Source organism: Kitasatospora sp. NPDC043949, assembly GCF_056435365.1.
This window is the reverse complement of sequence record NZ_JBWKEQ010000001.1, coordinates 200,312-214,601: the sequence shown is the minus strand read 5'-3', so window position 1 is coordinate 214,601 and position 14,290 is coordinate 200,312. Positions and strand designations below refer to the sequence as shown.

The window sequence follows — 14,290 nt, the reverse complement described above, 5'->3', positions numbered from 1 at the left end:
CCCCTGACGATGACGCTCATCCAGCCGCCCCTGATGGTCACCGGCGCCGTACACCCCGCCCGCGCCCTGCGCATGATGGTCCGCGATCTGTCCCGAGGCTCCCAAGGGGTGACCGAGGGCGGCGACCTCAAGGTTCGCCAGACCGCCACCCCCGGCCCGGGGGTGCGGGTCGGCGCAGGCTCCGCGATCGTGCTCGGCGCGGCGTTCGGCCAGGGCTCTTACACCCAGTACAACGTGGGCGACCACCTGGTTCCGATCGCGCCCACCGGCGGCACCGGCCGAACCGACCTGCTGGTCCAGCGGGTTGAGGACCCCGACTTCGAAGGGACGCGCGACCCGGTGAAGGAGGACATCGGCTATTTCCATGTCATACCCGGCGTCTCGGCGACGGCCAGCGCGCCGCCGGGTATGACCGCGCTCCCGCTCGCCCGCATCACGATCCCGCCGAACTGCCAGACCGTCACGGACGCGATGATTACCGACCTGCGGAAGGTCGCCAACCCGCGAAGTGAGCACCAGGTCCGGGTTATCGGTTCCTTCGGGTACTCGGCTATCGGCGGCAAGACCGAGGTGTGGCAGGAGTGGCCGGCCTCCGCTGGGGCCCAGGTCAGCATCGACGTGCCCGCGTGGGCGACGTCCGCGTACGTGGTGACGGAACTGAACGGCCTGCGCATCACCGACAGCGTCAATATCGGGTTTCGGCAGATGATCGCAGGCGTCGCAGGCAACGTGGACATCGTCGACGCCGACGCCGTCTCCTACATGGGACGTACCCGCTCCAAGATGGTCGACCAGTACTGGTGGCGCCCGGAGCAGCGCGGCACCAGCCAGACGCTCACGGTGCAGGCCGCGCGCTACGCCAAGGAGGGCGACATCGACGTCAACGGCAACACCACCATGCACGTTGAGGTCGACTTCGTCGAAGGCGTCTACTGATGCCCGGCCCCGCCTACCGGTACTTCACGACACACGCCGTCACCGGCGAGGTCCTGGCCTGGGACCTGCCGCTGACCGACGTGAGCTTCGGGCCCGAGCTGGCCGGGTCCGGCTCCATGCGCGGCACCCTCGAACCGAAGTTCGCGCACCTCGGCCCCCGGCAGAGCGACGCCGGCACGGTGTGCCTGTGGGCCGAGCGCGACCAGCAGCTCATGTGGGGAGGGCTGATCTGGCGCGCCCTGCCCGAGGGCGACCGCAGACCGATCGAGGCAGCCGGGTTCAGCTCCTACCTGACCAAACGGAGGGACCTGCACGGCAACTTGGCCGGGCGCGGCCCCTACCCGGGCGTCGACCCGTGCCGGGTGATCGCCGACGTGTGGTCGTACTGCCAGGAGCAGCCCGACGGCTCCCTCGGCGTACGGGTCGAGCTGCCGCCCGACGGCTCGCCGCTACGCCTGGGCGACACCGAACACCCCTACACCACCAAGGAGTGGGAAGCCCCGGCCTTGGCGAACATCGTCCGGGACTGCACCGCGCTCGACCGGGGCCCCGAGTGGACGGAGACCGTCGCCTGGGACGGTGAGCGCCCGGACCGGCGCGTCACCGTCGCCTGGCCGCGCCTGGGCACTCGCCGCGACGACCTGCACTTCGCGAGCGGCGTCAACATCGCCCGTACCCCACAGGTGACCACCGACGCCGACGAGTTCGCTCAGGTCGTCGTCGCGCTGGGTGCAGGCGAAGGCTCTGCCCGGATCCGCGCCACCGACGCCGTCCGCGACGGACGCCTGCGCATGGAACACGTCCTCGACCGGCCGTCCGTCACCGACCAAGGCCTCCTCGCTCAACTCGCCCGCGCCGAACGCGCCCGGCGCCAGCAGCCGGCCACGGTCGACGAGATCACTGTCATCGACCACCCGGCCGCGCCCATGGGCTCCTGGTCCGTGGGCGACGACGTCCAGGTGAGCGTCCACGACGAGTGGGGCGACTTCGACGGCTGGTGCCGCATCACCGGCTGGCAGCTACGCCCAGCGGAAGGCGACAACCCCGAGACCGCCACCCTGCGCCTCACCCGCGCCTACACCACCGGAGCCTGACCGTGCCCAACCCGATCGATGAACTCGCACGCCGGATATCGGCGTTGGAGACGTCGGTGACCGAGGCGAGCCGGTCCTCCCGGCTCGCCTACAGCAGCATCGACGATGGCGCGCTCACCGTCACCTCCGGCGGCAAGCTGCGCGCCATCATCGGCCAGCAGCCCGACGGCACCACCGGCATCACCGCCGTCAACGGTCCCGTCCCGCCCACCCCGGCCACGCCGACCGCGACACCGGCCCTCGGTGGCGTCCGCGTCACCTGGGACGGCCGGTTCGCCGACGGCTCGCCCAGCCCCCTGGACCTGGCCCGTGTCGAGGTCCACGCCGCACCTACGGCCGGCACCGCCCCGTCACCTGCCACCCTCGTCACCACCATCGACACCCCGCAGGGCGGCGTCGTCACCGTCCCGACCAGTACCCCGGTGTGGGTCGTTCTGGTGGCGCGCACCACCTCCGGCAAGGCGTCGGCGCCGTCAGTCGCCGCGTCCGCCGGGCCCGCCCCGGTCGTCGCCCAGGAAGTTCTGGCCGGCATCGTCGGTGAACTCCAGCTCGCCGCCGACGCGGTCACCGCAGCGAAGATCGCCACCGGCTCGATCAGCGACAAGGCCCTCGCCGATGCCGCCGTGACCGCCACCAAGCTCGGCCAGGCCGCCGTCGTCGCCGGGAAGATCGCCCAGGACGCCGTCACCAACGGCACGATCGCCGCCGACGCCATCACCGCCCGCGAGATCGCCGCCGGAGCGATCACCACCGGCGAACTCGCGGCCGGCGCCGTGACCACATCCAGCCTGGCCGCCGGAGCCGTCACTACCGGCCAGCTCGCAGCCAGCTCCGTCACGGCGTCGAAGGTGTCCAGCAACGCGATCACCACGTCCAAGCTCGCCGCCGACGCGGTGGCAGCGGGCAAGATCGCCGCAGATACCGTCACCGCCCGCGAGATCAAGGCCATGTCGATCACCGCCGACAAGCTCGCCGCGAACTCGATCACCGCCGACAAGCTCGCCGCTGGCTCGGTCACCGCCGCGTCCCTGTCTGCGGACGCCATCGATGGACGCACGATCAAGGGCGTCACGATCACTGGCGGAACCGTCACCGGCGGCACCATCCAGACCAGCCAGACCGGGCGGCGAGTCATGCTGGCTCCGACCGATCCCGTGAACGGCATCTCCGCGCCTTCCACGCTTCTGTACTCGGGAGCCTCTGCCGAGAGGGCGCCGGCCAGGCTGACCGCCTACGTCCAAGACACGGCCGACGGAAGCGCGCCGAGCACTACCCTGTCGAGTCCGCAGGTGACGCCCGACGGGGCGCACACCAGCCGCTTGGTCCTGTCCGCTGGCGGGCCGGATGCCGGATATGCCGCCCAGGGCCGGGCGACGCTGGAAGCGGTCGGTGCGTGGCAGTCCGGCGGTGCCTCGGTCGCGACCGTCGCCGGAACGACCTCAGGGTCCGCCGAGGCGATGGTCCTGGCCACGGCGCGGCGCCAGGACAACGCCAAGTCGGCTATCCAGTTGCTCAGTTGCTCCCAGCACATTGTGCAGCTCGTTGACCAGGTCGCCGCTACCTACCTCGACAAGACCGGGCTGACTGTCAAGGCGCTGGCCGGAGGGGTGTTGGTGCAGAGCAGCACCGGCATCCGGGTGCAGGGCGGAGACGTCGTGGTCACCACCGGCGTGGTCCGGTTCGAGGGCGCATCGTGGGTGGCGCCGAGCTTCCAGAACGGCTGCACTTCGCTGGCAGGGTGGCGCTCGGTCGGCGTGAAGCGGATGCCCGACGGGATGGTGGCGTTGCGTGGGATCGCCGCCGTCCCGGCCAAATTCGGGGGCGGGGTCGTGGCCGTCGTCGACGACCCGGCGCTTAGGCCCAAGGAAGGTGAGGTGTTCACCGTGGCCGCGGCGAGCCCGCCGACGGCGACGCTCTTTCTCCAGCCGAACGGGAACGTGGAGGTGTGGAACACGACGGGGTCGTACGGGGGCTGGGTCTCGTTCAGCGGGGTGCAGTGGTCCTGTGTCGACTGACGACAGCTGCGCTGAGGCCGGTGGGCCCGACACCGACTCGGGTGTCGGGCCCACCGTCGGCTAGGCCCGGCGCCCGCCGGGACGCCGCCGGTTCACGATCCGACGACGACGGCGCGGGCAGGCTGCCTGCTCCACGACCCGGGCCGCAGGCTCGACGTGGGCCTCGACCTGCTGTGTGGCCCGCTGCCGTGCGGCCACCCGGTGATTCCGCCCGCTGCCGGGCAGGCCGTACGATGGTTTCTGGCGCGGGGAACGCCTGTACGGAGTTGTAGTGAGCGTCCCGCCGACCGCAGAACCCACCCTGGGGGAGCTCCAGCGTGCCCTGCTCCAACTCCGGGAGGACCAGCGCGACGGCATCGCCGGACTGCGAGAAACCCTGCGGGCTGACCTCCAGGTCCTGGCCGGGCGGATCGAGCAGGCCGTGACCAAGGACGTCTACTCGTCCGATCAGCGGCTCATCGACCAGCGTCTCGTCGTCATCGAGCGGGACCTTGCGGCAGAGGGGCGGGCCCGGGAGGCCGCCGAGACGGCGGCAGTCGCCGCCCGGCGGTGGCTGGTCGGCGCGTTCATCGCGCCGCTGGTCGTGGCCGCGCTGCAACTGTGGCTCCTCTCCAAGGGCGGGCACGCGTAGGCAACTGGCGCCGAGCAACATCACCTGGTGCGCGGGGGAGAAACGCGAACCACATTGGCAACACCACTGAGCGCCGACGGCTTCCTCAACTCCCTTCGAGGTGAGGGCCTTTCCGTCACCGAAGTCGGCGACTGGCGCAACCACAACCGCAACCACAAGGGCGCGTGGGGGCCGGTCAACGGCATCGTGATCCACCACACCGCCACCTCCGGCACCGACAACTCCGTGCAGATCTGCCGCGACGGCTACGCCGGGCTGCCCGGCCCGCTGTGCCACGGCGTCATCGACCGCGACGGCGGCGTGCACCTCGTCGGCTACGGCAGGACCAACCACGCCGGCGCCGGAGACGGCGACGTCCTCCAGGCCGTGATCGCCGAGCGGGCCCTGCCGTCGCCCGACCAGGCCAACACCGACGGCAACACCCGCTTCTACGGCTTCGAGTGCATCAACACCGGTACCGGGGCGGAGGGCTGGCCGGACGGCCAGGTCGACGCCATGGTGCGGGCCGCCGCCGCGGTGTGCCGGGCGCACGGCTGGTCCGAGCGATCCGTCATCGGCCACAAGGAATGGCAGCCGGGCAAGCCGGACCCGCGCGGCATCGACATGAACGAGTTCCGGGCCCGGGTCGCCGCCCGCCTCGGCAACCGGCCCACCCCGCAGCCGTCCGGACCGCCGCCGTTCCCGGGCCGGGACGCCTTCGGACCGGGCCGGGTCAACGACTCGATCCTCCAGCTCGGCCAGCAGCTGGTCCGCAAGGGCTTCGGCGGCGCCTACAAGGTCGGGCCGGGCCGGTCCTGGGGCGAGGCCGACCGGCAGAACGTTGCCGCGTTCCAGCGCGCCCAGGGCTGGGCCGGCTCCGACGCGGACGGCCTGCCCGGCCCCTCCACCTGGAGCCGACTGTGGTCCTGACCAACACCCCCGCACCCGAGAAGAGCCCCGTGAACCTGTACCTGTCGCTGCTGCGCACCGGCGTGCCCGCCCTGGTGGGCTGGCTCGTCGCGGTCGCCGCCCGCTACGGCCTCGACCTCGATTCCGGCGCCCTCGCCAGCATCCTGGTGCCGGTGGTGTCCTTCGCGTACTACGCGGTGTTCCGGCTCGCCGAGCACTGCCTGTCGCCCCGGTGGGGCTGGCTCCTCGGCTACGCGAAGCCGCCTGCCTACCCGGTGGAGAAGGCTGCTCTGCCGCAGTGACGCAGGCCCTGCCCGTGCTGCCGTGCACCGGCTCCCCCGGTGATCGTCGGACCGACCGGGCAGGGACAGCGTGGCGCCCGCAGCTAGGCGGGAAGAGTGCCGTCCGGGAAGACAAGTTGGGCCCCCGTTCCGTATGGAATGGGGGCCCGACCTCTTGGATTTTCTACTCTATCATCCGGCCCGGCACCTAGTTTTCCACAGGCCTGGGCATAGACTTAATACTCACTTTTCAGATTGGCAGGGAGTGGCGAAAGTGAGTGGTACGGAGCCGAAGCCGGTGATCGTCGGCGCGACGGAACTCGCGGCGATCTACGACGGGCCGCCGCGCAACACGGCGCAGTGGATTCAGCGCGGGCAGCTGGACTACAGCGAAGCGGTGATCATCAGCGGTCGGGCCTACTGGCCGCTGGGGTTCGCCGTGACCCTGGGGGAGACGTTCGCGCGTGAGAAGGCGCCGAACATGGCGGTGGTCGAGGAGTTGCTGACGGCGCAGTCGCCGGGGCGCAGCCTGGTGTCGGCTCTGACGGTGCACCGCGACAAGCTGCCGCCGATCATCGGCAGGCAGGAGGCCGCCGCGATGGTCAACGAGGACAGCAACCAGTGGTCGGCCCGGATGGATGCGGCAACCAAGGCCGGCACGTTCCCGGAGCCGGACTGGTACCTGTCCGGTTCGCCGCTGTGGCTGTTGGACTCCGCGCTGGCCGGCGTCGTGGCCATGCAGGGGGTGGCCAGGGTCAAGCCGCCCGTGCTCGACAAGTCGGTGGTGGAGAGCCTGCGGCGCGGGCTGTACGACGGGCCCGGCTCCAAGATCCTCACGCGGGGCGTGAAGAAGAAGGAGAGTTGACCCACCCTCACTAGTGAGTATAGAATGTAACTCATGAGGGCGAGCGAAGGGCTTGCCCGCCAGGGTTAGGAATCGCTTATGAGGATGCGTTCCCCGTAGCGCACTGGCGTAGCAGGCGGCGCCCGGTTGTCCGATCCCGAAAGGGCGGCCGACTGGAGATTCGACTTGTATGGGGACTCTTGCTTAGTATCCCCATCAAGTAGAGGGGAGGGGCGCCGTGCCCGCTGTCACTCAAGACCACCTGCCTGGTCTGGAAGCTGTTCGCCGCATCGTCGTGCCCGTGTCCCGGCTGTCCCGGGCGGCATCGATCCAGGAGCGGTTCGAGGAGTTCCACGCGGCGAACCCCTGGGTCGCCGTCGAGCTGGAACGACTCACCGCCGAGTGCATCGAGGCGAAGTTCGCCAAGGTCAGCCTCGGGATGCTCTTCGAGATCGTCCGCTACAGCTACGGCCGGGCCACCCTCGGCGACGACGACTTCCGGCTGAACAACGACTTCCGCAGCCGCTACGCCCGTCTACTCATCGAACAGCACCCGGAGTGGGCGAACTACTTCGAGGTCCGCGCCCTGCGTACGGACTGAGCACCACATGACCTCTTGGAGAAACACCCGTGCCCCCCAAGCTCAACTCCCGTAAACCAACCGGCATCGTGCCCTGGCCGTTCATCCTCGTCGAGGGCGACGAGGGCGCCGGAAAGACCTACAGTGCAATCGAGTTCAGCGGCTGTGACCGCGTCGGCCAGATGTACGTGATGGATCTGGCGGAGGGCTCCGCCGACGAGTACGCCGGCATCCCCGGCGCGAAGTTCGAGGTGATCGTCCACGACGGCTCCTACCAGTCCATCGCTGACCAGGTCGAAGCGGTGTGGTGGGAGGCCCACCGAGCCAAGACCGCCGGCGAGCCGCCCGTCGTGTTCGTCATAGACTCCGGCTCGGCGCTGTGGAAGATGCTCTCCAGTTGGACCTACGAGCGGGCCAAGCGCAGCAACAGCAACCGCGCCAAGCTCGCTGAGAATCCTGATGCGACCATCGATGTCGGCCGCCACCTGTGGAACGACACCACCATGCGGTGGTACCGGATTATCCACATGCTCCAGACCATGCCGGGCATCGCCATCATGCTCGGTCGCGGCAAGGAGATCTCCGCCACCGACGGCAACGGGCAGCCACTCGTCGTCCGAGGGCGCCCCGTCAAGGAGTGGAAGGTCAGCGCGCAGAAGGATATCGGGTTCGACAGCACCGTCTGGTTGCGGATGCGCCGCGACAAGGCCACCGAGCTGATCCGCGCCCGTACCCTGCGCTTCCGCGTCGAGAGCGGTAAGCCTATGCCGCTGCTCAACTTCTCCTACGAGAAGCTAATCTTCGACATGCTCGGTTGCTCGATCGAGTCGCAGCCCCGCGACATGCCCGAGCTGACCGGAGACCGCACCGGTCCGTGGATGAGGCGCATCGCCGAGGCGGCCGACCGGGACGCCTGTGTGGCTCTGTGGAAGGAACTCGACGCGGGCCCGGAGACCGGGCTGTCCGAAGCCGAGTGGAAGACGGTGCGCCTGGCCATCCAGGCTCGGGTGCGGGAACTGGCTGCGCCGCGGGCGACTATCGACGATGCCCAGGAGAGCGACGCTGCCCGGCTGAGGGCCGCCGCCGAGGTGCAGCAGGCTGACGCCGACGCCGAAGTCCTCGCCGAGTCGGCGGCTGTCGCCTAGCGCCCCGGCCGGGCCGTCCGAAGACCGGGCGGCCCGACCGGAAGGAATCCGAAATGAACGCCAACTCACCTGCCGTAGAGCCACGTTGCAACGGCTCGGCCTGCCGCGACCGCTGCGACTGCTGCACCGAGTGCGGCATGCCGCCCGAGGACTGGTGCCCCGGCTGCGCCGGTTGCGAATGCGTCCCGCCCTGCGACTGCCCGCCCGGCACCTGATCGGCCCGGCACCCACGTTCACCGTCCCGGGGCGCGGCCCGCCTCTGCCGCGCCCCGTTTTTCACGACCTCTTGGAGCAGTACACCCATGTCCACCTCCGTTCTCGACCTGCCGGAGTCGCCATCCATCTGGGTCGCCGCCGACGCCGTCGACCAGGCCCGGCCACGGTCGGCGCAGCGCCAGCTCGGCGCGTCCGACCTCGTGTGCGAGCGCCGTGCCGCGTACATCCACCACGGCTGGGAGCCGACGGATCGCGTCGTCAGCCCGGCCGCGATGCTCGGCACCTACATCCACGAGGGCCTGACCACCGCCGCCCGCCGCGAGTTCGGCTGGCTCGTCGAGAAGCGGGTCGCCGCCTCGGTGATCCGGGGCAGCATCGACGTCGTCCAGCTCGACCGGGCCACCGCCCGGCAGCTGCCACGACGTCTGCGCCCCCGGGTGCCCGCCGACGTGAACACCGTGGAGGACATCAAGACCCGCACGATCTACCGCTGGGACGAGGTCATGCGCTACGGCGCCACCGCCGGTGAGCTGCGTCAGGTCATGACCTACGTGCGGCTGCTGCGTACCGGCGGCTTCGCCGATGTCGACGGGCAGCGGGTTCTGGCCCGACTCGGCCCGATCGACATTCAGCGGATTCGGATGCGGTTCATCTGCCGGGACAACGGCGAGGAATTCGTCCAGGAGTTCCCCTACGACCCGGAGATCGCCGAAGAGGCGGTGTGGTGGCTGGAGCGGATCACCGAGACCGAGCACCCCGAGCAGGCGCCCCGCACGTTCTACGGCCCCGGTATCGACGCCCAGTGCGACTTCTGCCCGTTCGTCACCGAGTGCTGGGGCGAGCCGAAGGCCGGGCGGCCGGTGCAGGCCAACGTGGTGCACGACCGCCAGGACGTGGCCGTGCACCTCGCGGACTACGCCGACGCCCACAAGGACTGGGCGGAGGCCGACCGGATCAAGAAGTTCGTGCGCAAGGCCGTCGACGGCGTCGCCGCAGGCACGTACGGGCGCAACGACCTGGCGTGGCGGGGTGAGGACAAGGAGACGGAGGAGCCCGACCTCAAGGGCATGATTGAGCTGTTCGACTTCCTGGACGCGCCGATCCCGACGGTCCCGGACGCGGAGCGCATGGTGAGGGCCCTCGTGACCGCCGGCATCGCGGTGCCGACGCGCAGGGTCGTCAAGAGGGCCACGCGGCGGATCGAGGTCAAGGCGGCCCGCGAGTGAGCGCGGTGCAGCACCGACCCGCACCGTGCCGCCGAGGGGAAGCCCCGCATGTCGATACAACTCATGGTCGCCGCCGCGTACCTGCCGCCGGAGGTCATCAGTAACCCCGCCGAGAAGCTGGCGCTGATGAAGATCTGCGACAGTGCGGACGACGAGAGCCGCCTGTCCAGTCCCGGCCTGCGCCGCATGACGGCCTGGACCTGCGTGTCGGAGAAGCGCACGATCACCCTGATCACCCACCTCGTGGAGAAGGGCTTGGTCGAGCGCGTGGAGGTCGGCAGGCCGGGCCGTGCGGCCCTCTATCGGGTGTTCCCGTCCGGCGTTCCGACCACCCCGGACAGGGATGAACTGCGCGAGCGGCAGCGGGCGGCGGTCACCGCGCCGCGAAACCCCCGCTTGGCGCGGCCCCGCACCCCGCGCGCTGCGCCGGCGGCTCCCGCGCGCACGTACCGGGACATTGAGGAGCGGGAGCTTCTGGCGGCCGAGCGCCGTGGGTCGCCCGAGGGAAACCCACCATCACCGGGCCCGAAGGTTGCTCTGGGGAAACCCAGCACGTCGCCCCAAGGGAACCCAGCAGGTTGCCCTGGGGGAACCCCTTCCTTTCCTGTTCCTTCCTACGTCCTTCCTACCCCCCTACCCCCCACGGCTGGCGCCGCGGGGGAGACAGCGGACCCGGAGGAGCCGAAGGCGCGGCCGTGCTCGCGGCACCGGAAGGTCGCGAAGAACTGCCGGGCGTGCGGCACCAGTGCCAGGGCGCAGCGGCAGTCGGAGGAGGAGCACCGCAAGGTCGCTCAGCATCAGAGGGACCAGGAGTGGATGGACGAGTTCCGGCGGGACGCGCAGGAGCAGCGGCGGCAGGCAGAGGCCAACGCGGAGGCGGCGCAGGCCGCGCGCCGGGAGGCGTACGAGGCCGCTCGGGCGGCTCGCCTCCACACCAGAGATAACGAATAGGTAACTGGGTGTCGGGAGTTGTGCCCCGAAGAGAAATGAGTATAGAATCTAATCATGACGTGGGGGGAGGCCCCACGGGAACGAAGGGAACGTCGATGCTGCTGCCCGCGCTCATCAACACCAAGGACGACCAGGGGCGATGGACCTGCGCCCTCGACTACTCCAGCATCCTCGACCCGCTCATCCGTGACATTGCCACCGAGCGTGCCGACAGCGAGGGCATCGACCACGACCTCGACCAGATCGCCGACCTTGCCCAGCACGTCAAGGCCGCGCCCGACCGGGACGCCGCCGACGAACCCGCGGCGGAACTCTCCGAGCGCGTCGACCAGTTCCTCGACTCCCTCGGCCACCGCCGCTACGAATTCCCCGCCGAACCCAACCAGTTCGACATCGGAGACGCCCGCGCCCAAGCTGCCAAGCTCCACGCGATGGCCGACAAGCTCACCGCCTGGGCCAGCCGGCACATCGCCGAGCAGGCGGCCTAACCCCCCCTCGGTGGCCGGGGGTCGCAACCCCCGGCCGCCCCAAACTTGTATGGGGACTCATTCAAGAGTCGTCGAACATGTCAGGAGAGACCGTGCTATCGCCCGACCTGCCCGTCCTCGCCCCCGCCTACCGTCCGATCACGGAACTCGCCCGCAGACACGGCATCTCCTTCCACCTCGCCACCTATGGCCGCCACACCAGCCTCCACCTGCACCTGCCCGACAGGTCACTCCTCGTCATCACCGACGACGGCATAGGCGGAGCAGCAGCCCGCAGGCCGAGCGGCGCCACCGGCTGGGCGGTCACCCGTACCCTCGCCACCGGCCAGCGCGCCACCGTCTACGACTCCACCCTCACCGGCCGCTACCACCACCTCGGCACCGACACAGGCCCCCTTCTCGGCGCCCTCGCCCGCTACCTGCCCCCCACCCCCTCCCCGAAGCCCACCCCCGTCCGGCAGCGCCGCCTCCTGCGCCGCCTCCTGCGCCTCACCTGAACCGTCCACCTTCGATCTCTTGGACCCGCGATGACCTTCGCACCGCTGCCCACCCACGACCGCCTCAACAACCCCGACTGGCAGGCCCGCTACGCGGCCTTCGAGCCCCTGATCGCCGCGCTACGCCGCCGAGGCTTCGTCACCGACGTCGACCAGAGCGACGGCGCCGAGAAGATCCTCGCGGATCTGCCCGACGGCACCTTCCTGCGGATCGACGCCGGCGACGGCTCCGGCGGCCTCCCGAACGACTGCGACAGCTCGACCTCCTGGTCGGTCACCAGGGAGAGCACCGACAACCCGACGGTCCACGATGTCGTATACGACTCCACCGCCGACGGCCCCGACTTCCTTCACGCCGCGCTCCTGTCCCCCCTCATCGTCGCCATCGACACCTACCTTGCCGCGCGCGGCATCGCGCTGCCGGCCATCCCACACGCCCACCCCGCCGTCGTCACGGTCACCACAGTCCACGACCACGGTCCCGCCACCCACACGGCCAGCAAGATCCTCCCGAACGCGTTGACGGCGGCCCACCACGTTCGGGGCATCGCTGAGGGCCTGGCTGAAGGCCTGGCCGGGGCAATCACCCTGCGCCACTCCAGCCCCACGTGGCCCCGTCATGCGCTGGTCGGACGCGACCACACCCGGGTCGTGCAGGCGACCCTCGCCGAACTCGCCCTCGACAGCGGTTCCTCGAACCGCCAGTGCGCATGCCGGTTCGTCCACCCGCAGACCCGGCGAGAGGAGCAGCAGCTCACTCAGCAGGTCAAGTACGCCCTCAAGATCGGCGACGCGACAGGCGTTTACCTCGCCGCGGTCCGTCTCTTCACTGCCCCGCAGTGCCCGGCGCGCAAGGCGAACCCCCATGGCTGACCCCGACGACCGCGCGCCGAGCGACGACGCCCCCCGGTCGCCCCTCGACTTCACCGGCCAGTGGGTGATCCCTCCGTTCGAGCTCTCGTGGTCACCGGCGGGCCCCCCGCGCGGCTGCGCCTCCCACCTCGGCCACACCGACATCGCCACCACCACGGCCACCTACACCGCCGAAGCACCCGGAAGGCGCCAACCCATGAACACCATCGAGGACTTCGCCCTCGCCCTGAGCGTCACCGCGTTCGCACTGGCCGCCGTGGCAGCCTGCGCGGCCTACCGAGCCCGGCGGCCCCGCAAGCGCGGCTGAAACGCCACGACGCCCCGGGGCCGGCCGACCGCCGGGCCCGGGCGCCCCATCCCCGACCCCACCCGCACGGGAGAGCACCGTGAGCGAGATCCGTTTCACCGTCGACCTCGGCCGCGGCCCCGTCGAGGCCGCCATCACCAACCCGTTCTCCGAGCACGACGCCGTCGACGAGCGTGGGTGCCCCGATTGTGGCGGACCCGCCTACTTCTCCGGCTGTCCTGGCGGCAGTTGCAGCGGCTGGGCCTGCACCGAATGCGGCACCGGCTGCGACCTCGACGCCGTCAGCGCGACCGACGGCGGCCGGTGCGCCACCACCCTCGCAGACACCAACTGACCACCCCGGCCCGCCGCCCTCGGCGGCGGGCCCAACCCCAAGGAGACCGCCATGGGCAGGGCTTTCCAGCTCGAAGCCGCCGACCCCACCGTCACCTACTTCCTGGACCACTTCACCCACGACCGCGTCGTCCGCGCCATGGACCGCCTCGGCATGATCCAGGACCTGCCCTACGACCTGGCCCACGTCGCCGGCTGCTCTCACGACCTTGCCCATGCGCTTATCGCCGTGGACCCGCAGGAGGCCGTCGCGGCGAAGGTCCGTGCCGTCCTGACGGCCAGCATCCCCGACCCGACCGGCATCCCCCGGTACAAACTCGCAACCGGCGACGGCTGGCTGGTCACCCCGGCCGAGATCACCGCTGCCCTCGCCGCCTACCAGCGCGCCCCCCACGGCGAGCGCACCGCCGTGAGCGACCTCATCGACGACTGGGACCGCTGGATCGAATTCCTCCATATCGCAGGCGACCACGCCGGATTCCGCTGCACCTGACCGCCCACCGCCCCGCCCGCAACCGGAGCCACCACCATGACCCTGCACTTCACCATCGTGACCGCCGACGCAACCGCCGACCACGACCAGCACACCGTCAGCGCCCTCGGCCTGAACTTGCTGCGCGACGCCATGCGCGGCTTCGGGATGCTCACCGACTACCAACCGCTGCTGTGGCCGGACCTCGACGGCCCGGAGCGCCGCCGCCTGTTCCAGATCGACCCGGACAGTACGGACCCCGACCCCGCCGGCATCCCCGACAGCAAGCTGACCCGCCCCGGCAACTGGCTCATCAGCCCCGCCGAGATCACCGCCGCCCTCGCCGCCTACGACGCCCTACCCGATTCCGTGCGCCGCACCGTCGAGGACCCGACAGACGGGTACCCCGCGTGGCTGACCTGGCTCGCGTTCCTGCGCCGCGCCGCCGCCCACGGCGGCATCCGCCGCGCCTGACCACCCGCCCGCCCGCGCCACTCCCACAAGGAGGGCCCG

18 protein-coding genes are annotated in these 14,290 nt (G+C 70.6%); all 18 read left to right on the top strand.

Going from position 1 to position 14,290, the window contains the following annotated elements; genetic code table 11:
* Positions 1 to 9: 9 nt before the first annotated feature.
* The 18 genes from AC07AL_RS01050 to AC07AL_RS00965 all read left to right on the top strand — a co-directional run bounded on the left by AC07AL_RS01050 (position 10) and on the right by AC07AL_RS00965 (position 14,251).
* Entirely contained in the window at positions 10 to 936 is a 927-nt protein-coding gene (locus tag AC07AL_RS01050; RefSeq protein WP_478316318.1) for a hypothetical protein, read from the top strand.
* Positions 936 to 2,030, top strand: coding sequence for a hypothetical protein (locus tag AC07AL_RS01045; protein WP_478316316.1), 1,095 nt, complete (start codon positions 936 to 938; stop codon positions 2,028 to 2,030). The genes AC07AL_RS01050 and AC07AL_RS01045 overlap by 1 nt, the downstream gene beginning before the upstream one ends.
* Before the next feature lie 2 nt (positions 2,031 to 2,032).
* Complete coding sequence (locus AC07AL_RS01040; protein ID WP_478316314.1) at positions 2,033 to 4,045, top strand: hypothetical protein; 2,013 nt, start codon at positions 2,033 to 2,035, stop codon at positions 4,043 to 4,045.
* Positions 4,046 to 4,316: 271 nt separating this feature from the next.
* Positions 4,317 to 4,676, top strand: coding sequence for a hypothetical protein (locus tag AC07AL_RS01035; protein WP_478316312.1), 360 nt, complete (start codon positions 4,317 to 4,319; stop codon positions 4,674 to 4,676).
* Between the two features lie 54 nt (positions 4,677 to 4,730).
* Complete coding sequence (locus AC07AL_RS01030) at positions 4,731 to 5,585, top strand: peptidoglycan-binding protein (RefSeq protein ID WP_478316311.1); 855 nt, start codon at positions 4,731 to 4,733, stop codon at positions 5,583 to 5,585.
* Positions 5,576 to 5,866, top strand: coding sequence for a hypothetical protein (locus AC07AL_RS01025; RefSeq protein WP_478316309.1), 291 nt, complete (start codon positions 5,576 to 5,578; stop codon positions 5,864 to 5,866). Before AC07AL_RS01030 ends, AC07AL_RS01025 begins: the two co-directional genes overlap by 10 nt.
* A 253-nt stretch (positions 5,867 to 6,119) precedes the next feature.
* Complete coding sequence (locus AC07AL_RS01020) at positions 6,120 to 6,710, top strand: hypothetical protein (protein WP_478316307.1); 591 nt, start codon at positions 6,120 to 6,122, stop codon at positions 6,708 to 6,710.
* A 280-nt stretch (positions 6,711 to 6,990) separates the two neighbouring features.
* Positions 6,991 to 7,290 (top strand): hypothetical protein, encoded by a 300-nt coding sequence (locus AC07AL_RS01015; RefSeq protein ID WP_478316305.1) that lies wholly within the window; start codon positions 6,991 to 6,993, stop codon positions 7,288 to 7,290.
* Between the two features lie 29 nt (positions 7,291 to 7,319).
* The gene (locus AC07AL_RS01010; protein WP_478316303.1) at positions 7,320 to 8,414 is read left to right on the top strand and encodes an AAA family ATPase; all 1,095 of its coding nucleotides are present in this window, start codon (positions 7,320 to 7,322) and stop codon (positions 8,412 to 8,414) included.
* A 302-nt stretch (positions 8,415 to 8,716) separates the two neighbouring features.
* Complete coding sequence (locus AC07AL_RS01005; RefSeq protein ID WP_478316301.1) at positions 8,717 to 9,856, top strand: PD-(D/E)XK nuclease family protein; 1,140 nt, start codon at positions 8,717 to 8,719, stop codon at positions 9,854 to 9,856.
* A 48-nt stretch (positions 9,857 to 9,904) separates the two neighbouring features.
* A complete protein-coding gene (locus AC07AL_RS01000) occupies positions 9,905 to 10,807 on the top strand; it encodes a helix-turn-helix domain-containing protein (protein ID WP_478316299.1) in 903 nt (300 codons plus the stop codon).
* 95 nt (positions 10,808 to 10,902) lie between these two features.
* Positions 10,903 to 11,295 carry a hypothetical protein gene (locus AC07AL_RS00995; protein WP_478316297.1) on the top strand — a complete coding sequence of 131 codons (393 nt, stop codon included), beginning with the start codon at positions 10,903 to 10,905 and terminating at the stop codon, positions 11,293 to 11,295.
* Positions 11,296 to 11,387: 92 nt separating this feature from the next.
* Positions 11,388 to 11,792, top strand: coding sequence for a hypothetical protein (locus AC07AL_RS00990; protein ID WP_478316295.1), 405 nt, complete (start codon positions 11,388 to 11,390; stop codon positions 11,790 to 11,792).
* A 30-nt stretch (positions 11,793 to 11,822) separates the two neighbouring features.
* Positions 11,823 to 12,665 (top strand): hypothetical protein, encoded by an 843-nt coding sequence (locus AC07AL_RS00985; RefSeq protein ID WP_478316293.1) that lies wholly within the window; start codon positions 11,823 to 11,825, stop codon positions 12,663 to 12,665.
* Positions 12,658 to 12,972 carry a hypothetical protein gene (locus AC07AL_RS00980; protein ID WP_478316291.1) on the top strand — a complete coding sequence of 105 codons (315 nt, stop codon included), beginning with the start codon at positions 12,658 to 12,660 and terminating at the stop codon, positions 12,970 to 12,972. The genes AC07AL_RS00985 and AC07AL_RS00980 overlap by 8 nt, the downstream gene beginning before the upstream one ends.
* A gap of 79 nt (positions 12,973 to 13,051) precedes the next feature.
* Positions 13,052 to 13,306 (top strand): hypothetical protein, encoded by a 255-nt coding sequence (locus tag AC07AL_RS00975; protein ID WP_478316289.1) that lies wholly within the window; start codon positions 13,052 to 13,054, stop codon positions 13,304 to 13,306.
* Positions 13,307 to 13,357: 51 nt separating this feature from the next.
* Complete coding sequence (locus tag AC07AL_RS00970; protein WP_478316287.1) at positions 13,358 to 13,798, top strand: hypothetical protein; 441 nt, start codon at positions 13,358 to 13,360, stop codon at positions 13,796 to 13,798.
* Positions 13,799 to 13,834: 36 nt separating this feature from the next.
* On the top strand, positions 13,835 to 14,251 hold the full coding sequence (locus tag AC07AL_RS00965) for a hypothetical protein (RefSeq protein ID WP_478316285.1): 417 nt from the start codon (positions 13,835 to 13,837) through the stop codon (positions 14,249 to 14,251).
* The last annotated feature ends 39 nt before the right edge of the window (positions 14,252 to 14,290 follow it).

Coding starts and splice junctions, on each gene's coding strand:
- AC07AL_RS00965 (WP_478316285.1), top strand. CDS start 13,835: ATGACCCTGCACTTCACCATCGTGACCGCCGACGCAACCGCCGACCAC.
- AC07AL_RS01045 (WP_478316316.1), top strand. CDS start 936: ATGCCCGGCCCCGCCTACCGGTACTTCACGACACACGCCGTCACCGGC.
- AC07AL_RS00995 (WP_478316297.1), top strand. CDS start 10,903: ATGCTGCTGCCCGCGCTCATCAACACCAAGGACGACCAGGGGCGATGG.
- AC07AL_RS00980 (WP_478316291.1), top strand. CDS start 12,658: ATGGCTGACCCCGACGACCGCGCGCCGAGCGACGACGCCCCCCGGTCG.
- AC07AL_RS01050 (WP_478316318.1), top strand. CDS start 10: ATGACGCTCATCCAGCCGCCCCTGATGGTCACCGGCGCCGTACACCCC.
- AC07AL_RS00985 (WP_478316293.1), top strand. CDS start 11,823: ATGACCTTCGCACCGCTGCCCACCCACGACCGCCTCAACAACCCCGAC.
- AC07AL_RS00970 (WP_478316287.1), top strand. CDS start 13,358: ATGGGCAGGGCTTTCCAGCTCGAAGCCGCCGACCCCACCGTCACCTAC.
- AC07AL_RS01000 (WP_478316299.1), top strand. CDS start 9,905: ATGTCGATACAACTCATGGTCGCCGCCGCGTACCTGCCGCCGGAGGTC.
- AC07AL_RS01005 (WP_478316301.1), top strand. CDS start 8,717: ATGTCCACCTCCGTTCTCGACCTGCCGGAGTCGCCATCCATCTGGGTC.